This window comes from Gemmobacter nanjingensis, from assembly GCF_014652195.1.
GTDB classification, from domain to species: Bacteria; Pseudomonadota; Alphaproteobacteria; order Rhodobacterales; family Rhodobacteraceae; genus Gemmobacter; species Gemmobacter caeni.
In genome coordinates this window covers 53099-72729 of the sequence record NZ_BMYI01000017.1, presented here as the reverse complement: position 1 = coordinate 72729, position 19631 = coordinate 53099, and the positions used below count along the sequence as shown (strand labels likewise).

Here is a 19631-nt window from a genome sequence, read left to right as displayed (position 1 = left end):
CCGGAGGGCTGGCAGGTCTGGGACTTGGTCGGTCGCCTCGGCGGCCAACTCCGCGTGATCCCCGGCGCCGTGCTCGGCTGGGACATGGGCGCGGCGCTCGCGATGGCCGAGGCGCTGGGCATCAACACCCTGATCGCCGCTGAACTGCTGCCCGAGGTCGAGGCGGTAATGGTGCGCAAACTGAACGAACAAATGGAAGGAGGCCGCGATGGCTGAAAAGCGTGTGTCCGTCCGGCTCGTGGCGGAAGGCGGCCGCCAGGTGCGTGCCGAGTTGGAAGGCATCGGCGATGCTGGCGCGCGCGGCTTTGGTCGCCTCTCGACCGAGATGGAACTGGCCAACGCCCGGCTTACCAGCTTTGCACGGAAGGCCGGGATTGCACTGGCTGCGGTGACGGTTGCGGCGGCCGCTGCTGGCGTGGCGATGGTTCGGTCGGGCCTCGAGACCATCGGCGCACAGGCCGACATGGCGGCGTCGCTGAAAACCACGGTCGAAAGCCTGCAAGTGCTGACTTGGGCCGGGGAACTGGCCGGGGTTTCCATGGGCGAGATCGAACAGGCAACCAAGAAGCTGACCACCCGGTTGTCGGAAGCGGCCGCAGGATCTGGAACGGCGGTCGGGGCCTTGCAGCGGCTGAACCTGACGGCGGCGCAATTGCAGGCCCTTCCGCTCGACCAGCGCATCGTCGCCATTCAGGAGGCGCTGATCCGGTTTGTCCCCGAGGCCGAACGCGCGGCTGTCGCATCCGACCTCTTCGGCGACAAGGCGGCACTGGCATTTTTGCGAATTGACCCGGCCACCTTGCGCGAGGCGGCACAGGATGTACGCGATTTCGGTGTGGCTGTCAGTGCAGCGGACGCCGCCCAGATCGAACGTACAGGTGATGCCATCGCCAAACTCAGCCTGATTTGGCTGGGCCTGACCAACCGCCTGACGGCGGCCGTGGCTCCAGCGCTGGAAACGGTGGCCAACACGCTGGCCGACATGGCGCGCAGCACGGGGCCAATCGGCATCGCAATCAACGCCCTCTTCGACAACATCGGCCGCCTCACGACCTATGCCGCGACATTTGCTACGTTGATGGCCGGGCGCTGGGTGGCGGGGCTGGCGGCTGCGGCCCTTTCGGTGCGCGGCCTCGCCACCGGCCTTGTCATCCTGCGCGGCGCCCTGATCCGCACTGGCATCGGTGCGCTGATCGCTGGTGCGGGCGAGTTGGTGTTCCAATTCAGTCGGCTCGTCGCGGGCGCTGGCGGGTTTGGCGCGGCCATTGGCCTGCTAAAGGATCTGGCTCTCGAGGTCTGGGACCGCATCGGCCTTGGGGCCGCGTCTGCCTGGTCGAAGATCGAGGCCAACTGGGCTGGGCTGCAGGCCACGATCTATGGCGCGATGCAGTCATCGGTCGAGGCGGTGACCAGCTTTGGCAACTCGGCAGCGGGCATCTTCAAGGGTGCATATGATGCGGTGAAATCGATCTGGGGTCAGCTGCCCGGTGCGATTGGGGATTTTGCATTCCAGGCCGCCAACGGTCTGATCGGCGGCGTTGATGCCATGCTGAACGGCGTCGTCACCCGGATCAACAACTTCATCAACGGGCTGAACGCCGCACTGGAACTGCTGCCCGATTGGGCCGTAGGCGAAGGCGGCGTACGGATCGGGACGCTGGATCCGCTGGCTCTGGGTCGGATAGACAATCCCTTCGCGGGGTCCGCAGCTGCTGCCGGAACCGCTGCCGCCGAAGCCTTCTCGGCCGCAATGGCGCAGACCTATGTGACGACGCCGGATCACGGGCTGACCGGAATGGCCGAAGAGGCGACCGCCCGGGCCGAAGCCTATCGCGAGGCTTCCGGCATGCTGGCCGATGCCGCCACCCGTCCGATGCAAAGCTGGCAGGCGCTGAAGGATGCTGTCTCCGGTGCCGGAACCGAAGGCGAAACCGCGCTCGATGGGGCCGCAGAGGCCGCCAACCGGCTGGACGAGTCGATGACCGAAGCCGGGCGCGCCGCCGGTGGCGCCGGTGCCGCTGCTGCGGCTGGGGCTGAAGCGGCCAAGACCGGATGGGAAGCGGCCGTCGCCACGCTTGCCGAATACGCCGCCAAGGCCCGCGACATTGGTGGCGACATCGGCAATGCACTGGTCTCTGCCTTCACCTCGGCCGAGAACGCCGTGGGTGAGTTCGTGAAAACCGGCAAACTCGATTTCCGTGATCTGGTCACGTCGATGATTGCCGACCTGGCCAAGCTGGCAGCCCGGCGCTTCATCCTCGGCCCCATCGCCAATGCACTGTCGGGTGCGCTGGGCGGCGCGGGTGGCATCTTCGCCAATATCTTGCACGCCGGTGGCATGGTCGGAGCGCCGGGCCCGGGCCGCATGGTTCCTGCGCTGGCCTTTGCCGGTGCCCCGCGCATGCACGCGGGCGGCTGGGCCGGGATCAAGCCCGATGAAGTTCCGGCCATCCTGCAACGGGGAGAGCGGGTCCTGTCGCGCCGGGAAGCTGCTGGTTATGGCCAAGGGCAAGGCTCTGCCCCGAACGTTTCCGTCACCATCAATGCCCGCGACGCCGAAAGCTTCCGCCAATCTCGCACGCAGGTCGCGGCCGACATTGCACGCGCCGTGTCCCTCGGCCGGAGGGGGATGTGATGGCGTTTCATGAGGTGCGCTTCCCCGACAATATCAGCCGCGGGGCGCGCGGCGGGCCGGAACGGCGGACACAGATCGTTGAGTTGGCTTCGGGCGACGAGGAACGCAACGCCAGCTGGGCCAACAGCCGCCGTCGCTATGACGTGGCCTATGGCATCCGGCGCGCCGATGATCTGGCGTCGGTGGTTTCGTTCTTCGAGGCCCGAAACGGCCGCCTGCACGGCTTCCGCTACAAGGATTGGGCTGACCATAAATCTGCTCTGCCGTCGCAGGCGATCTCCCCAACCGACCAGCAGATCGGCACCGGGACCGGCATTCAGCAGACCTTCCAGCTGGCAAAACGCTACACCTCCGGCCCGCAAACATGGGTCAGGACCATCGCAAAACCCGTGACCGGGACCGTTCGCGTGGCGCTGGGCATGGTTGAGCAGATGACAGGCTGGACCGTGGACACGACGACTGGCGTCATCACCTTCACCACCGCCCCAGCCAACAGCGTCATCATCCGCGCCGGTTTCGAATTCGATGTGCCAGTGCGGTTCGATAGCGACACCCTCGACGTGACCCTCGATTTTGAACGGCTGGGATCAATCACGTCCATCCCGCTCCTGGAGATCCGCAGATGAAAAGCCTCTCGCCCGCGCTGCAGTCTCATCTCGACGACGGCACCACCACCCTGTCCTGGTGTTGGCGGATTTCGCGGTCGGACGGTGTGGCGCTGGGCTTCACCGACCATGATCGCGCCCTGACCTTTGATGGCACGGACTTTGAACCGGAGAGCGGGTTCGCCGCATCGGAAATCCGTGCTGGCTCCGATCTCGCCGTCGATGCGCAGGATGCCACCGGCGTGTTGACCTCCGACCGGATCACGGAAACCGACATCCTCGACGGGCGGTGGGACAATGCGGCGGTGGAGTTGTGGCGGGTCAACTGGGCCGATACCAGCCAGCGCGTTTTGCTGCGCCGGGGTGCTGTCGGGCAAATCCGCCGTGGCCGCATGGCTTTCGTGGCCGAGGTCCGGTCGCTGGCGCATGTTCTGGGTCAGACGGTCGGCCGGACGTTTCAGGCGGGGTGTGATGCAAGGTTGGGCGATGCGCGCTGCGGCATCGATCTGGAAAACGCCATCTACAAGGGTACGGGCGTCGTCACCGACCTCTTGCGCGACCGGGCGTTCATGGCGTCCGGGCTGGCTGGTTTTGATGCGGGCTGGTTCACCTCCGGCACCTTGACCTGGACCAGTGGTGCAAATGCGGGGCGCGTCACCGAGGTCCTGGCGCATGGCTTGGCCGATGCCATCGCCACAATGACCTTGCTGGAAGCGCCAGTTCTGCCCATCGCCGAGGGAGACAGCTTCATCGCGCGGGCAGGCTGCGACAAGCGCATCGCCACCTGCAGCGCGAAGTTCGCGAATGTCGCCAATTTCCGGGGCTTTCCTAACATCCCCGGTCAGGACGCGGTGCTGCGCTATGCCAGCCAGGACGGCAGTCATGAGGGGAATGTGCTGTGATGGCTGCTGATCCTGCCCTTGTTATCGCCGCCGCCCGAAGCTGGCTTGGAACGCCCTACCACGACCAGGCCAGCCTGCGCGGGGTTGGCTGCGATTGCCTCGGCCTTGCGAGGGGCGTCTGGCGCGAGGTGGTGGGCGACGAACCGTTTCCGATCCCGCCCTATAGCCGGGACTGGGGCGAGACCGGGCCGCGAGAGGTGCTGGCCGAGGGTGCGCGCCAGATGATGCCGGAAATTATGCCACCCGACGCGGGTCCTGGCACGCTTGTCCTGTTTCGCATGGCACCGCGCGCCATTGCCAAGCACGTCGGGATCCTGACCGCGCACGACCGGTTTGTCCATGCCTATGAGCGGCTGGGCGTCGTCGAGGAGATCCTGACGCCGGTCTGGCGGCGACGCATCGTCTTCGCCTTCCTCTTCCCCAAAGATTGAGACCTCACACATGGCAACCCTTGTTCTCGGCGCCGTTGGCTCCGCGATTGGCGGCGCATTTGGCGGTGCCATCCTCGGCTTTTCGGGTGCGGCCATCGGCGGCTTCATCGGCTCCACCATCGGATCGGTGGTCGATAACTGGATCGTCTCGTCCCTCGCCCCGGCGCAACGGATCGAGGGCGCGCGGCTGGACAGCTTGCGCATCACCTCTTCGACCGAAGGGGCGGTAATCCCGCGCCTGTTCGGTCGCATGCGGATCGGCGGCAACATCATCTGGGCCACGGATTTCCGCGAAGAGGTCAACACGACCAGCCAGGGTGGCGGCAAGGGCAGCGGGCCCAAGGTTACCACCACCGAGTATCTCTACTTTGCATCCTTCGCCGTGGCGCTGTGCGAGGGCGAGATCACCGGCATTGGTCGCATCTGGGCCGACGGCAAGGCCATGGACATGACCGGCGTGACCTGGCGCTGGTATCCGGGCGACGAGGTGCAGACCCCCGATCCGTTCATCGCCGTCAAGATGGGCGCAGCCAACACCCCGGCCTATCGCGGCACCGCGTATGTCGTGTTCGAGGAGTTGAAACTCAGCGCCTTCGGCAACCGCTTGCCGCAGATCAGCTTCGAGGTGTTCCGCCCACTCGCGGACGCCGACACCGCCGAAGGACTGGTCAAGGCGGTCACGCTGATCCCGGCGTCGGGCGAGTTCACTTATGCGACACAGCCGGTCAAGAAGTCATCCGGCGCTGGCGCCGCGACTCTGGCCGAGAACCTGAACGCGATCACAGACACCGCTGACATCGTGGTGGCGCTGGACCGGCTGCAGGCCATGGCCCCGGCGGTGGAAAGCGTCAGCCTGGTGGTGGCCTGGTTTGGCGATGACCTGCGCGCCGGGAACTGCAAGGTGCGGCCGGGCGTCGAGGTGGGCATCAAGACAACGGCGCCCTCGGCTTGGGTCGTGAATGGCATCGCACGCGCGGATGCGTTTCTGGTCAGCCGCGATGCCGAGGACCGCCCTGTCTACGGCGGCACGCCTGCCGACTTCGCCGTGGTGCAGGCCATTCAGGAGATGAAGGCGCGCGGATTGCGGGTGACCTTCTATCCCTTCCTGCTGTTGGACGTCCCACCCGGCAACACCAAGCCGAACCCTTACAGCGCCAATGCCGCCACCTCGGGACAGCCGACTTTTCCATGGCGCGGCCGGATCACCTGTTCCCCGGCGGCGGGCTTTGCCGGGACCGTCGACAAGACCGCCACGGCATCGACACAAGTTTCGGCGCTCTTCGGCGCTGCGACGCCTGCAAACTTCAGCGTGTCGGGCAGCAATGTCAGCTGGACTGGCCCTATCGGCGAATGGTCGCTCCGCCGGATGATCCTGCACTATGCGCATCTCTGCAAAGCGGCGGGTGGCATCGACGCCTTCCTGATCGGATCGGAAATGCCCGGCCTCACCACCATTCGCTCGGGCGCCAGCACCTATCCCGCCGTCACTGCCTTCAAATCCCTCGCCGCCGATGTGCGTGCAATCCTCGGCGCTGGGCCCAAGATCGGCTATGCCGCCGACTGGTCGGAATACTTCGGTCATCACCCTGCCGATGGCAGCGGCGACGTGTTCTACCATCTCGATCCGCTCTGGTCGGACACCAACGTCAACTTCATCGGCATCGATAACTACATGCCGCTGTCGGACTGGCGCGACGGGTTCGATCATGCCGATGCGAGCTTGGCTGCGGCGATCTATGACCGGACCTACTTGCAGTCCAACATCACAGGTGGCGAAGGGTTCGACTGGTTCTATGCCAGCGCTCTTGACCGAACCGCGCAAACTCGGACGCCGATCACCGACGGCAGTGTCGGCAAACCATGGGTGTTCCGCTTCAAGGATCTGCGCGCCTGGTGGCAAAACCCGCATTTCAACCGCCCGGGCGGGGTGGAAAGCGGGACGCAAACCGCATGGGTGCCGCAATCGAAACCGATCTGGTTCACGGAACTCGGCTGCCCGGCAATTGATCGCGGCACCAACCAGCCGAACGTGTTCTTCGACCCAAAATCCTCGGAAAGCTTCACGCCCTACTTCTCGCGCGGGTGGCGCGACGATGCGATCCAGCGGGCCTATCTGGAAGCCAGTTTTCTATTCTGGGGCACGTCGGCGAACAACCCGAACTCCTCAGTCTATGGCGCGCGCATGGTGCATGTGCCGGAATGCGCCGCCTGGACCTGGGATGCGCGGCCCTATCCGTTCTTCCCCGAACTGACCGATGTCTGGACCGATGGCCCGAATTGGCGGCTGGGCCACTGGCTGACTGGACGGCTAGGGGCTGTGTCCTTGGCGGCCCTCGTGCGCCACCTCTGCCTGCGCGCCGGGATGCCCGAGGAATTGATCGACGTCTCCGGCCTCTGGGGCGCGGTCGAGGGCTACGTCATCTCGGCACTGGAAGCCCCAAGGGCGTCGATTTCCACGCTGGCGCGGCATTTCGGTTTTGATGCTGTGGAGAGCGAGGGGCGCATCAAGTTCCGGAGGCGAGGGAGGATCGCCAGCGCCACGGTCACACCCGACAGCATGGTCGCGCCCGCATCGGCGCAGGGCGACGTGATGGAGCTGACCCGGGCGCAGGAAACCGAGCTGCCGCAGGCGCTGAAATGGCAGGTCGCGCGGGCGGATGAGGATTATGACGCGGCTCAGGTCGAGGCGCGGCGCATCACCGTCGATACCACCCGCATCGCGTCCGAGTCGTTTCCGATGGCTATCCCGCCCGAAGAGGCTGAACGCCGCTGCCGTCGCGCGCTGATGGAGGCATGGGTTGGCCGGGAAAGTGCCGTGTTTCGCTTGCCACCTTCTCGCCTGGCGCTGGATCCCTGCGACGTGATCCTGCTCGACCACGATGGCCGCCTGACGGAAATGCGCCTCGTGTCCATCGCGGACTCCGACCTGCGCAGCATCGATGCAGTGCGCCAGGATCGCGCGGTTTATGACTTGCCGCCCGGAGAACCGCGCCCGGCCACGCTGTCTACGCCTACGGTCTTCGGCACTCCGGACATCGTTCTGCTGGACCTGCCACAACTGAGCGAAGATCAGCCTGCGCACCGTCCGTTTGTCGCGGCGCATGCCAAACCATGGCCCGGCGAAATCGCCGTCTACCGCAGTGCCGCGACAGATGGCTTCACCCTGCTGTCAACCTTCAGCTCGCGGGCGCGCATGGGCGTCCTAGCGGCGGATTTCTTTGCGGGACCGGTGTCGCGCTTCGATCTGGGCAATGCGCTGGTGGTCGATCTCTATTCCGGCACGCTGGAAAGCGTCACGGACATCACCTTGCTGGGTGGGGCCAATGCGCTTGCGGTCGAAACCGGCGCTGGGCAATGGGAAATCGTCCAGGCAGGCGCTGCAGAACTCATCGCACCGGGGCGCTATCGGCTTACCCGATTGCTGCGCGGCCAGCGTGGGACCGAAGGTGCGATGGTCAGCATGGTGCCGAGCAGCGCACGCGTCGTGGTTCTCGACACTGTCGTGGCCTCCTTGCCGATCTTCGAAGCCGATCTGGGTCTGCCTTGGAACTGGCGCATCGGCCCCGCCTCAAAGCCGGTCAGCGACGAAACCTTTGTTGCTTCCACCTTCGCGCCCGAGGGCGCTGGGCTGCGGCCATTCTCCGTCGCGCATGTCGAACAACCATGGCGCACCGCCCGCAGCCCCGGCGATCTGACGATTCGCTGGACGCGCCGGTCGCGATCCCTTGTCGCTGACACCTGGGGCGCGGGCGACGTGCCTTTGGCGGAAGACAGCGAGGCTTACGCGGTCGACATTCTGGACGGGTCAGTTGTCAAGCGATCCTTGACGACTGCCACGACCGGCGCCCTCTACACCGCCGCGCTGCAGACCGCGGATTGGGGCGCACCCCTCGGCCCCGGCCAATCCCTCGACATCCGAATCTACCAGCTCTCGGCCCTGATCGGCCGGGGCGCTGGGCGGTCCGTCACGCTCACCTTCTGAAAGCGCATCCATGTCCGACATCACCACCCACCTCCTGCTGCCCTACATTCTGGCATCGCAGGCCCAGAAGCATGTCACCCATAACGAGGCGCTGCGCCTGCTGGACGCGATGGTGCAACTTTCGGTGCTGGATCGCACCCGTACCGCGCCGCCCGCTAGCCCGGCCGATGGCGACCGGCATATTGTGGCATCGGGCGCGACAGGCCTTTGGGCAGGCTGGGATCTGAACGTCGCCTTCTGGGTCGATGGGGTCTGGATGCGGCTGGTCCCGCGCCCGGGCTGGCTGGCGTGGATCGCGGCGGAACAGGCCTTTGTCGTCTGGAATGGGTCGGCCTGGGATCTGGTCGGCGAACCGGTCGATGTGTCGGATGCCGTCTTCAGCCTGGTGAACGACGCCGATCCGACCAGGAAGGCGCTGTTTTCTCTGTCGGGCATCAGCACGGGCACCACCCGGACCTTCACCCTGCCGAACACATCGTCGGAGCTGGCAATCCTGGCGGGCACGCAGACCTTTACCGGCAACAAGACCTTCTCCGGCACACTGACCGTCTCGGGTACAATCACCGTGTCGGCTGCATCGGCCAGCATCGGCACGGCAACGACGACAGCCACCTACGGCATGGGCACAGGTGGCACGACCACCGGCGTGACCAAGACGCTTAACCTTGGCACCGGCGGTGCAGCTGGATCGACCACCGTCGTGAATATCGGGCCTGCCGCCGCTGGTGCGGGTGGGACCACGGTGGTGAACACGCCGACAGTCACATTTGCCAATGCCGTCACGCAGGTCGGCATGCCGCAAGCCAACCTGACCGCGTATCTGCTGGGCCTCGGCGGGGCCACGGCCGATAGCTATAACCGCGTGTCGGTTAACACTCCGGCGCTCCTGTTCAACAACGCCGGTGCCGGGATCGAGGCGACGGTCAACAAAGCCGCCCCGGCTAACGACGCAGCCTTCGCCTTCAAGACCGGCTTCTCGGCCCGCGCCCTGATCGGCCTGCTTGGCAACGACGACTTCAGCTTCAAGGTCAGCCCGGACGGCTCGGCCTTCTTCGAGGCGCTGAAGATCGACCGCTCCAACGGCCAGGTGGAACTCCCGCAGCCCACAATCCTGCCGGGGCTCAGTGCCGCGCCAGCGCCGCCGCCCGCTGGTAATGCTGCCGTCTATGCCCGCACCCGCGCCGGGGCACCGTGGATCGACGTCATGCGCCCCTCCGGCCGGGATTTTCCGCTGCAGCCGCATTTCGGAGTGAACCGGATCGCCAACTGGTCCCCCTCGACCACCACCACCGTGAACACCGAAGGCTTGCCGGTCACCTCGGTCGGGACCGTCTCCACCCCGACGCTTGCCGCCACGAACCTGGCCGCCTCAATGCGCCGCTGGCGTTTGACCTCAGCGGCCGTGGTGGATTCGGCAGCAGAGCAGCGGTCAGCGGGCTGGGCCTGCTGGCGCGGTAATGCGGCGGGTCTTGGCGGTTGGACCTTCGTCACGCGGCTTTCACTGACGACCTTGCAGGCGACCGGCATGGGTTTCTTCGGCCTCTATGGCTCGACCGCCGCGCTGGCCACCACGCTGACTTTGGCTACCGTCCTGAACTGCATCGGAATCGGTTTCCAGCGCGGCACCCACGCCAACTGGCAGATGGTCACCAATGACGGCACCGGCGCGCCAACCCTCTCCGACATGGGTGCGCCCTTCGCCATAGCGCTGGGCGGCGTGCTGACCCTGTTCATCGCGGCCCCGCCGAATGGCAGTTCCGTCTGGGTGCGGGCGGTCAATGAGGTCACCGGCGCCGTGTTCGAACAGGAAATCACCACCGATCTGCCCGCCAACACTCAGTTTCTCTCGCCCCGCCTTTTCCTGAACACCGGCGCCACCGCCGCAGCCGTCGCCTATGACTGCTCCGGCCTCTACATCGAAACCGACTATTGAAGGCCCCCCAGATGACCGACGAACCCACCCTTTTTGAGGCCGCCACGCAGGCCTTCCGCGATCACGGCCTGACCGCCGCCATCACCGCGCTGATCGGCGGCAGTCTTGCTGTCGCCGCCTCCGTCACGAGGAAGGCATTCACCAACGAGGCGATGCTGGAGCGGCTCGACCGCGAACTCAGCCTTGAGCGCGAGCGGATCGACAAGCTGCGCGCCGACGATCGCAAGACCGATGCCGACCGGTTGGAGCGGATCGAGACCGATATCCGTGCCATGCGCGACATGCTGTTCGAAGCCTTCCAGCGCGGCCGCACCGACTGACCGACGCACCCTCACCACCTCACTGAGCCTGTCACCCACCCGCCCCCGAGGCGGGTTTTGCATTTCTGGAGATCCACCATGCCGACCACGACCTATGCCCATTTCCGCGACGTGCCCGAGAGCGCATGGCGCTGGCCCAACTTTTCCCCGGCCGAGATTGCCTGCCGCGGCACCGGCGCGATCAAGATCAACACCGAAGCCATGGACAAGCTGCAAGCCCTTCGCAACCGCCTCGGCAAGCCGCTGATCGTCCGCTCCGGCTATCGAAGCCCCAGCCACAACCGCGCCGTCGGCGGTGCCCCGGCCTCCAAGCACATGCTGGGTACGGCTTTCGACATCGCCATGTCGAACCACGATCCGGCCACCTTCGCCGAGGCCGCCCGGGTTGTCGGTTTCCTCGGCTTTGGCACCTATCCCCGTTCGGGATTCATGCACATCGATCTCGGGCCTGCGCGGTCCTGGGGTGAACCCTTCGCTGCTCGCGCCACGCCCTTCGTGCCGGAGGTAGCACCCGCCCGGGAGGTGCTGGCCGACAGCCGCACCCTGAAAGGCGGCGGAGCAGCGGGCATCGCCACGGTCGGTGCCGCCGGTGTCGATGTGGCGCAGGAAGTTCTGGCGGAAACCCAGTCGGCCATCCTGCCTTTGGTGCCCTATCTCGACACCCTTCGCTGGGTGTTCATCGCCGTGGCGCTGATTGGCATCGCCGTCGCGATCCACGCACGGATCGACGACTGGAAGCGGGGCCAGCGCTGATGGGTTGGCTTGCCTCGATCCTCACCAGCGGCCCGGCGCGCAAAGCGCTGGGCCTGCTGCTGGTCGCCCTCACCATCGCCCTGTTCCTGCTGAACCTCCGCCGCGCAGGTGAACGCGCGGGGCGGCTGGCAGAGCGCCTTTCCACATCGGAGAAAACCCATGAAATCCAACGGCAGATGCTGGACGCTGCCAGCCGCCGCCCTGCTGATCGCGATGCTCTGGCTCAGCGCATGCGCGGTGGCGAGTTCTGACAGGCTGACTACTTGTCCCCCGGTGGTGGACTACAGCGCGGCCGATCTGGCTTGGGCAGCAGGCGAGGTTGAGGCTTTGCCAGAAGGTGCAGTCCTAGTCAGGATGTTGGGCGACTACGCCGTTCTGCGTGAACAGGCGCGGGCATGCAGGTGAAATCCCGGCCGGGCAAGTGCCAGGTGGGAAGCGCCGCACACTTCGACCTTTGCGCATCGACCGGCCCAGCTTCACGGCTTTGCGGGGAAGGTCAAGCGATGTGCTCGCCTTCGGGGTGGCGGTGATCGGTCGCGCAGAGGGAGTGGTCGCCCAGAACCTCGATCACCCTGCAATCGGCGATGCGCCCACCCGCGCATTGCACGACCATCCGCTCAAGTTCTGCCTTCAGGGCCATCAGTCGGGCGAGGCGGCTTTCAACTTCGGCCAGTTGCGCCCGGGCGATGGCATCAGCAGCAGCGCAGGACTGGTCGGGTCTGTCCGACAGGCTGAGGAGATCGCGGATCGCTTCCAGCGTGAAGCCCAGATCGCGGGCATGCCGAATGAAGGCCAGCCGTTCCAATGCCTTGCGACTGTATAGTCGCTGATTACCTGCGCTGCGTTCAGCCTTCGGCAGAAGGCCGATCTGCTCATAGTAGCGAACGGTCGGCACCTTCACCCCGGCCTGTGCCCCCAACTTTCCGATGCTCAGCATGAGATTTCCCTTGAACCTATAGTTGCTAGAGACACTAGGTTCCCGATTCGAAGAATACAACCGCCCCTCGGGGCTGAGGGGCTGCGATGACGGAACCGAAGATCGAAACCGCCTGCGACTGGACCGTATCGGGCATGGACTGTGGATCATGTGCAACCAAGATCAAGGATGCGGTGGCACGGCTTCCCGGCGTCAGCGGCGTCGAAGTCGCAATCATGTCGGAACGTCTGCGGCTGACGCTGGACGAGGCACAGACCGGTCGCGAAAAGGTCGAGAAAACCGTGCGAGCCCTTGGCTACGGGATCGCTCCGCGATCTGGCTCGGCAAAGAGAGAGTTCGTTCTGCCTGGTGAAAATACCGAGCGGAACCATGGCAGTGATCATGCGGGGCATGACCACGGCCCGTCGGTCGCCATTGCATCCGGGCGCGACGGGAGCGACCACGGCAGCCCCGGCCATGTCCATGACGACCCCGCAGACCGGGGCAAGCGCTGGTATCAGACGGCCAAGGGCAAGCTCGTGATCTTCACCGCCCTTCTGCTGGGTGCCGCGTGGATCATCGAATACCTTCAGCCCGAATTCGGCAAATGGGCCTTCATTGCCGCCTGCCTGATCGGTGTGGCCCCGGTGGCCAAGCGCGCTTTTGCCGCGCTGCGGATGGGCCAGCCCTTCACCATCGAAAGCCTGATGACCATCGCCGCCATCGGTGCCCTCTTCATCAACGCAGCGGAAGAGGCGGCGCTGGTCGTCTTCCTTTTCGCCGTGGGCGAGGTGCTGGAAGGTGTCGCGGCGGGCAAGGCGCGAGACGGCATCCGGGCGCTGGCCAATCTGGTGCCGAAGACGGCGCAACTGGTCACCGGCGAGACGACGCGCGAGGTGCCTGCAGCCAGCCTGACCGTGGGCCAGACCGTGCTTGTGCGTCCTGGCGACCGCATTCCGGCCGATGGCGAGATCACCGACGGCACCTCCGGCGTGGATGAAAGCCCGGTCACCGGCGAAAGCATGCCTAAAACGCGCGGTCCGGGGGAGTCCGTTTTTGCAGGCTCGATCAACACCGAGGCAGCATTGCGGGTCACGGTCACGAAAGGCCCGGAAGACAACACCATCGCCCGCATCATCCGTCTGGTCGAAGAGGCCGAGGAGGCGCGCGCCCCGACCGAGCGGTTCATCGACCGCTTCAGCCGCTGGTACATGCCCGCCATTGTGGCCGTCGCGGCACTGGTCGTTCTGGTGCCACCGGTGGCCTTCGGTCAGCCGTGGGATATATGGGTCTATCGTGGGCTGGCGCTGCTGCTGATCGGTTGCCCCTGTGCGCTGGTCATCTCGGTGCCCGCCTCCATCGCTTCGGCCATGTCCACCGGGGCGCGGCGCGGCTTGCTGATGAAGGGTGGCGCGGTGATCGAGGCTGCCGCAAAAGTCAGCCGCATCGCCTTTGACAAGACAGGCACGCTGACCCACGGGCGGCCGAAGGTGACGGATGTGGTCGTGTTTGGCACCACCACCGAGGCCGAACTTCTGGCCGTTGCGTCAGGGGTCGAGACCGGGTCGAGCCACCCATTGGCAATCGCAATCCTGAACAAGGCAAAGGATGCAGGCGTCACCGCGCTACCATCGCGGGATGCCAAAGCGCTGATGGGCAAGGGCGTCATCGCCACTGTTGGCGATGCGTCGGCTTGGGTCGCTTCGCCGCGCTACGCCATGGAGAACGGTGGGCTGGATGGCCTTGGCCTGCGTCAGGCCACGGTGTTCGAGGAAGAAGGCAAGACCGCCGTCGCCGTGTTCCGCGAAAAGACCCCGCTTGGCCTGATCGCCATGCGGGACGAACCGCGCAATGACGCCAAGGAGTCAGTCCGCCAGTTGACCGCCATGGGCGTGACCTCGATCATCCTGACCGGGGACAACCCGCGCACGGCAGCCGCCATTGCCGGAAGCCTTGGGATGGAGTTCCAGGCCGACATGATGCCCGAGGACAAGCTCAAGGCGATCAAGGGCATGAGTGAACAGGGCGGCGTGATGATGATCGGCGACGGCATCAACGACGCGCCCGCGCTTAAACAGGCGTCGGTTGGCGTGGCGATGGGGTCGGGCACCGATGTGGCGCTGGAAACCGCCGATGCGGCGATCCTGCGCGACCGCGTGACCGACATCCCCGCCACCATCCGCCTGTCGCGCGCGGCGATGGCCAACATCCGCCAGAACGTGACCATCGCGCTTGGCCTGAAGGCGGTGTTTCTGGTGACCTCGGTTCTGGGCCTGACTGGCCTCTGGATCGCGATCCTGGCTGATACCGGCGCGACGGTGCTTGTGACCCTGAACGCACTTCGCCTGTTGCGGTTCAACCCGGAACGTGAGGCGTGAGGCGATGATCTCCGGCTTTGGCTGGGCCGCTCTGGCCCTTCTGTTCGGCTATCTGGCCCTGTTCTTCTGGGGCAGCGCGCTGGCCGCACAAGCGGCGGGGCGTCCGGTTTGGCTGTTCGCTCGCGCCACGGGGCGCGATCGGCTGGGCGCCATGGGTTTCCGCGCGGCCTTTGCGCTGGCATTCTTCGGGCCGCTCCTCTGGCTCGCCGTGCCCACGCTCCACAAAGTTGATCCGTTGTGGACCGAGGGGCGCGCCGTCATCTTCGGCCTGATCGGGGTCTTTGTTGCAGGGCTTGGCGCGATGGTGGCCTTTGCCGCGCAGATGTCGATGGGATCATCCTGGCGCGTCGGCGTGATCAGCGGCGAAACCGGCGATCTGGTCTCGGGCGGGCTCTACCGTTTCAGCCGCAACCCGACCTTTGTCGGTCAGGCGGCGCTGCTGGCAGGTGTTGCCATGGCGGTACCATCGGTCCCGACGATCCTTGCGCCGATCCTGTTTCTCTGGTCCGCCAGCACGCAAGTCCGGTCGGAAGAGGCCGCCCTGCGCGCGGCAATCGGGCCAGACTATGACCACTACACCGCATCGGTCCCACGCTGGATTGGGATCAGCCGCGAGGCGGAACCATGACCAGACCCAAGCTGATTTCCCTAATCGCCGCCACAGTGCTGGCCGACCAGTTGAGCAAGGTGGCGGCGCTGTCACTGCTGTCGCAGGGGACTGCGGTCCCGGTCCTGCCGGGCTTCAACCTTGCACTTGGGTTCAATGAGGGCGCGAGCTTTGGCATGATGGGCGGTGTCATGGCGGGCAAGCCGCTGCTCATGGCGACGCTGACCGGGGCACTGGCTCTCGTGTTCGCCTTCATGGCGTTGCGGGCGCAGCACCCGCTGGAGCGGGCAGGTTTTGCGCTGGTCGTGGGTGGGGCGCTTGGCAACATCCTTGACCGCATGCGGCAGGGCGCCGTGACCGACTTCCTTGATCTATATTGGCGCGACTGGCACTGGCCCACGTTCAACGTCGCCGATATTGCAATCACTCTGGGCGCGGTCCTGATCCTTGCCGCCTCGCTTCCCCTTCGCCCGCCGCAAGGAGCCGGTTCTTGACCAAAGCTGACCCTCAGAGCCTGTCGCGCGACGACCTTGCCCTGACCGCCGCCTTCCTGATCGCGCTGGCAGCAACGCTTGGCGCGCTGTTCATCGGCGAGGTGCTGGGCCAGATAGCATTCATGTATGGCACGGCTGCACTGATCAAGGTGTAGTCCTGCCCGATCTATTTATGTCGGGACATGGCGCATCGTTGGGTGCGCCGGTTTTTGCGGACGGCAATCTGGGCGGCTGCCTGCTGACGATTGTGTGACGGCAAAGATTGGCCCTTGAAGCTCAAGCCACTGGAAGCTTTAGAAGCGATGCACAAAGGGAGTGACAGGTCGGATGCGATTGACGGGGCTGCAAAAAATCCTCTGGGCGGCGGCGGGACTTGCGCTGCTGGGATATGGGGCGCTTCTGCTTGTTGCAGAGCCCACGCCCGCGCCACTTGCCGAGGCCCCCTTTAGACCGAACTTCACACTTCCCGATACAGACGGCCGACTGCGCAGTTCGGCGGATTTTGCGGGCAAGCACACGCTCGTGTTCTTCGGCTTCACCAACTGCCCCGATGTCTGCCCGACGACACTGGCGGAGGTTGCGCAGGTGATGGATGATCTGGGCGATCAGGCGGGCCAGGTCCAGCCGCTCTTCATCTCGGTCGATCCCGAGCGCGACCGCAGGCTGGGGCTGAGCGAATTCACCACCGCCTTCCACCCGTCGATCCTCGGGCTTGCCGGAGATGCGGCGCAAACTCGCGCGGCCGCAGACAGCTTCCGCATCCACTTCGCGCGAGAGGACGACGCCGCTGCCCCCGATGGCTATTCGATGTCGCACAGTCCGGCGCTTTACCTGATTGGTCCGGAGGGCGACTGGCTGCGCCAATTCACCTATGGCACTCCAGCGGCGGAGATCCTCGCTGACCTTCAATCGAGATTGTGAGCCAATGAAACCCACTATCCTCTCCGCTTTCTTCGCCCTGACGGCCTTCCCGGCCCTTGCCTGCGAGAGTTTCACTGTCGGCGACCTGACCATCGATCACGCCTGGTCGCGCGCGACAATCGGCGCCGACCGCCCGGGGGTGTTCTACGTCGAAATCACCAATGCCGGGGCTTCCGATGACGCGCTGATCGGCATCGCAACCCCGGCTGCGGGCATGCCGATGCTGCACGAGACCACGGTGACTGACGGGGTCGCCTCGATGCCGCATGCGATGTCGGTCCCGGTTCCGGCAGGGCAGACTGTGCAGCTAGCGCCGGGCGGGTATCACGGCATGCTGATGGGCCTGACGGTCGCGCTGAAGGAAGGCGACAGCTTCCCTGCAACGCTGACATTCCAGAATGCAGGCGATGTCACAATCAACGTCGAGGTACTGTCCCTGCGCGCGGAGGGGCCGGATTGCGCACACGCCGGGCAGTAGTTCTTGGCCTCGGAGGCGCTGCTGCTGCGTTGTCCTTTACGCTCGGTCTCGGCTGGTGGCGAAGCAGACATGATGCGCAGCCGGGTGCGGGCCCCCTCCCTCTCCCAATTGACGAAATGGCCTTCGACCTGACAGACCATCGCGGCAACCAGGTCCGTCCGACAGACTGGTTGCGTCGACCGACCATCGTCTTCTTCGGCTTCACCTGGTGCCCCGACGTCTGCCCGACAACGCTGATCGACATTTCGGGCTGGCTGGAAGAGTTGGGCGCTGACGCCGCACGGTTGAACACCGTGATGATCAGCGTGGACCCAGAGCGGGATACAGCAGTCGTACTGGCTGAATACCTGTCGAATTTCGATCCCCGTATCATCGGTCTGACAGGACCGCTTTCCGAGATCGAGCGCGCCGCCGCTGGTTTTCGTGCCCGGTTCGAAAAGGTGCCGCAAGGCTCCGACTATACAATGGATCACACCGCGGGGGTTTTCCTGTTCCGCGCCGACGGAAGTTTCGGTGGGATCATCGACTACCACGAGGATCGCCGCTTCGCCTTGCCCAAGATTCGCCGGGTGCTTGAATGATGACAGACACGCGAATTGCAGAAACAGGGTATGGCATCATCTTGTCAGGAGGAAAACGACCATGACACAGCCGTTTGACATCACCCGCCGACGCGCGCTGCTCTCGGGGCTGGCAGTAGCGACACTGGCTGCAAGTCCGGGCTTTGCCCAACCGACGGCAATCCACGTGGTGAAGGGGACCGGCTGTGAATGCTGCAATGCCTGGGTCGCCTATTTGCGGGACGAAGGTTTCGCAGTGACCGAGGAGGAGCGCTACGGCACACTTCTGATGACTTACAAGAATGAAGTCGGGGTGCCGCAAAAGATGATCTCCTGCCACACCGGCATGGTGGACGGCTATGTTCTGGAAGGGCACGTGCCCGCCGCCGACATCCGCCGACTGCTTTCTGAACGCCCGGAAGCGATTGGGTTGGCCGTCCCCGGAATGCCATACGGGTCACCCGGCATGGGGTCGGAAGATGATCGTGAGGCCTACGCGGTGTTCCTGATCCGCCGCGACGGATCAGCCGAAGTGTTTTCCGAGTATGAGCAGCTGGGGTGATTGCGTCCTGCGCTTGGCCCCAAACGCAAAAGGCCCCCGCTTTTCAGGGGGGACTCGTCAAACGTTGAGGTGGCGTTGAGTTGTTTTGGACAAGCAAAAACCCGACGGTTTACGTCGGGTTCTAAGCATTTGATATATTTGATAGATTTGGTTGCGGGGGCAGGATTTGAACCTGCGGCCTTCAGGTTATGAGCCGAAAGTCGAGCGATTCCAAGATCTTAAGGAAAGCAATCACTTACGTTCCAAGCCTTTGTTCCGGCAAAATTTTCACCCTTGCAACCAGCCGCGCTCGCACGAATTGGCCTGCAAAACCGGCGCGAAACGCGCAGTCGCAGGTTGATGTGGCATTGATGTAGAGCCTGACGACGCGGATGGATCATGATCGTGCTGTGACCCCAGATGCTCATCCGGCTGAGACCAGAGTCCTTTTTTGAACTTGGCGCGGTTGCGCCGACGGAGCAATGGGCGATCTGCGCAGCGGTTCATGTGCGCGAAGCTGATCGCCCATTGCGGTGAGTTGGGCGGCAAAGACCGCCGGGGCTTGGTAACCGCCCTTTCCCCGCACTGTTGACATGTAACGATGGTTACATCATGTTTGTCCGCATGAATGACATCACTTGGCTCCTCCTGACCTACAAGGTCCCCGCCGAACCCTCGGCCAAACGCATCGCCATCTGGCGCAAGCTGAAGGGGATGGGTGCCGTCTATCTTCAGAACGGCGTCTGCGTACTGCCCCGCACGGATGACCACATTCGCCGTCTCAAGATGGTCGAGAACGACATCGACGAGGCCAAGGGGGAGAGCGTGATCCTGCAGACCGTCGCGCTGGACCCGGGCCAGGAGGCGAAGGTCGTGGGCCGGTTCAAGGCGGAACGGGACGAGGCCTATGCCGAATTCATCGACAAATGCGATGACTTCGAACGCGAGGTCGCCAAGGAAATCACCGCCGGCCACTACAGCTATGCCGAGCTGGAAGAGAACGACGTCGATCTGAAGAAGCTTCAGGGCTGGCTGGAAAAGATCGCCAAACTCGACTTCTACGGCGCTGCGCGCGCCGAGGAAGCGCGAACTCGGCTGCAGGGCTGTGAAGCTGTGCTGGATGATTATGCCAAGCGCGTCTTCGACGCGAAGGGCGAGAACGGCTGACCCCGGAG

The 19631-nt window shown here is 64.8% G+C and carries 20 protein-coding genes; 19 read left to right on the top strand and 1 reads right to left on the bottom strand.

Translation table 11 applies throughout. The annotated features are described in order from the left end of the window. The first annotated feature begins 24 nt into the window (after positions 1-24). The 10 genes from IE126_RS20520 (at position 25) to IE126_RS20475 (ending at position 11812) form a co-directional block, all read left to right on the top strand. Positions 25-216: a DUF7697 family protein gene (locus tag IE126_RS20520; protein ID WP_189382027.1), complete on the top strand. Its 192-nt coding sequence runs from the start codon at positions 25-27 to the stop codon at positions 214-216. Beyond that, positions 209-2635, top strand: coding sequence for a phage tail tape measure C-terminal domain-containing protein (locus IE126_RS20515; protein WP_189382026.1), 2427 nt, complete (start codon positions 209-211; stop codon positions 2633-2635). Before IE126_RS20520 ends, IE126_RS20515 begins: the two co-directional genes overlap by 8 nt. Then, positions 2635-3261 (top strand): DUF2460 domain-containing protein, encoded by a 627-nt coding sequence (locus tag IE126_RS20510; RefSeq protein WP_189382025.1) that lies wholly within the window; start codon positions 2635-2637, stop codon positions 3259-3261. The genes IE126_RS20515 and IE126_RS20510 overlap by 1 nt, the downstream gene beginning before the upstream one ends. Next, positions 3258-4142, top strand: coding sequence for a DUF2163 domain-containing protein (locus tag IE126_RS20505; protein ID WP_189382024.1), 885 nt, complete (start codon positions 3258-3260; stop codon positions 4140-4142). Before IE126_RS20510 ends, IE126_RS20505 begins: the two co-directional genes overlap by 4 nt. Further along, the gene (locus tag IE126_RS20500) at positions 4142-4573 is read left to right on the top strand and encodes an NlpC/P60 family protein (protein ID WP_189382023.1); all 432 of its coding nucleotides are present in this window, start codon (positions 4142-4144) and stop codon (positions 4571-4573) included. The genes IE126_RS20505 and IE126_RS20500 overlap by 1 nt, the downstream gene beginning before the upstream one ends. Positions 4574-4583: 10 nt before the next feature. Further along, a complete protein-coding gene (locus IE126_RS20495; RefSeq protein ID WP_189382022.1) occupies positions 4584-8555 on the top strand; it encodes a baseplate multidomain protein megatron in 3972 nt (1323 codons plus the stop codon). Between the two features lie 10 nt (positions 8556-8565). Beyond that, entirely contained in the window at positions 8566-10488 is a 1923-nt protein-coding gene (locus IE126_RS20490; protein WP_189382021.1) for a DUF2793 domain-containing protein, read from the top strand. An 11-nt stretch (positions 10489-10499) separates the two neighbouring features. Next, positions 10500-10808: a hypothetical protein gene (locus IE126_RS20485; protein WP_189382020.1), complete on the top strand. Its 309-nt coding sequence runs from the start codon at positions 10500-10502 to the stop codon at positions 10806-10808. 78 nt (positions 10809-10886) lie between these two features. Beyond that, a complete protein-coding gene (locus tag IE126_RS20480; protein WP_189382019.1) occupies positions 10887-11561 on the top strand; it encodes a YcbK family protein in 675 nt (224 codons plus the stop codon). Next, the gene (locus IE126_RS20475) at positions 11561-11812 is read left to right on the top strand and encodes a hypothetical protein (RefSeq protein ID WP_189382018.1); all 252 of its coding nucleotides are present in this window, start codon (positions 11561-11563) and stop codon (positions 11810-11812) included. Before IE126_RS20480 ends, IE126_RS20475 begins: the two co-directional genes overlap by 1 nt. Before the next feature lie 245 nt (positions 11813-12057). Here the strand turns inward: IE126_RS20475 and IE126_RS20470 are convergent, their stop codons facing one another. Continuing rightward, entirely contained in the window at positions 12058-12498 is a 441-nt protein-coding gene (locus tag IE126_RS20470) for a MerR family transcriptional regulator (RefSeq protein ID WP_189382017.1), read from the bottom strand. Positions 12499-12584: 86 nt separating this feature from the next. On the opposite strand from IE126_RS20470, the gene IE126_RS20465 reads away from it, so the two are divergent. The 9 genes from IE126_RS20465 (at position 12585) to IE126_RS20425 (ending at position 19623) form a co-directional block, all read left to right on the top strand. Beyond that, positions 12585-14855, top strand: a complete 2271-nt coding sequence (locus tag IE126_RS20465) for a heavy metal translocating P-type ATPase (RefSeq protein WP_189382016.1) — start codon at positions 12585-12587, stop codon at positions 14853-14855. A gap of 4 nt (positions 14856-14859) precedes the next feature. After that, a complete protein-coding gene (locus tag IE126_RS20460) occupies positions 14860-15483 on the top strand; it encodes a methyltransferase family protein (protein ID WP_189382015.1) in 624 nt (207 codons plus the stop codon). Next, entirely contained in the window at positions 15480-15956 is a 477-nt protein-coding gene (gene lspA, locus IE126_RS20455; protein ID WP_189382014.1) for a signal peptidase II, read from the top strand. Before IE126_RS20460 ends, lspA begins: the two co-directional genes overlap by 4 nt. After that, on the top strand, positions 15953-16111 hold the full coding sequence (locus IE126_RS20450) for a hypothetical protein (RefSeq protein WP_189382013.1): 159 nt from the start codon (positions 15953-15955) through the stop codon (positions 16109-16111). The genes lspA and IE126_RS20450 overlap by 4 nt, the downstream gene beginning before the upstream one ends. A 172-nt stretch (positions 16112-16283) precedes the next feature. Then, positions 16284-16877, top strand: a complete 594-nt coding sequence (locus tag IE126_RS20445) for an SCO family protein (RefSeq protein ID WP_189382012.1) — start codon at positions 16284-16286, stop codon at positions 16875-16877. A 4-nt stretch (positions 16878-16881) separates the two neighbouring features. Continuing rightward, the gene (locus tag IE126_RS20440; protein WP_189382011.1) at positions 16882-17355 is read left to right on the top strand and encodes a copper chaperone PCu(A)C; all 474 of its coding nucleotides are present in this window, start codon (positions 16882-16884) and stop codon (positions 17353-17355) included. Then, positions 17334-17936: an SCO family protein gene (locus tag IE126_RS20435; RefSeq protein ID WP_189382010.1), complete on the top strand. Its 603-nt coding sequence runs from the start codon at positions 17334-17336 to the stop codon at positions 17934-17936. Before IE126_RS20440 ends, IE126_RS20435 begins: the two co-directional genes overlap by 22 nt. Positions 17937-17997: 61 nt before the next feature. Continuing rightward, positions 17998-18477, top strand: a complete 480-nt coding sequence (locus tag IE126_RS20430) for a DUF411 domain-containing protein (RefSeq protein ID WP_189382009.1) — start codon at positions 17998-18000, stop codon at positions 18475-18477. A gap of 591 nt (positions 18478-19068) precedes the next feature. Beyond that, positions 19069-19623 carry a Chromate resistance protein ChrB gene (locus IE126_RS20425; RefSeq protein WP_229825731.1) on the top strand — a complete coding sequence of 185 codons (555 nt, stop codon included), beginning with the start codon at positions 19069-19071 and terminating at the stop codon, positions 19621-19623. The last annotated feature ends 8 nt before the right edge of the window (positions 19624-19631 follow it).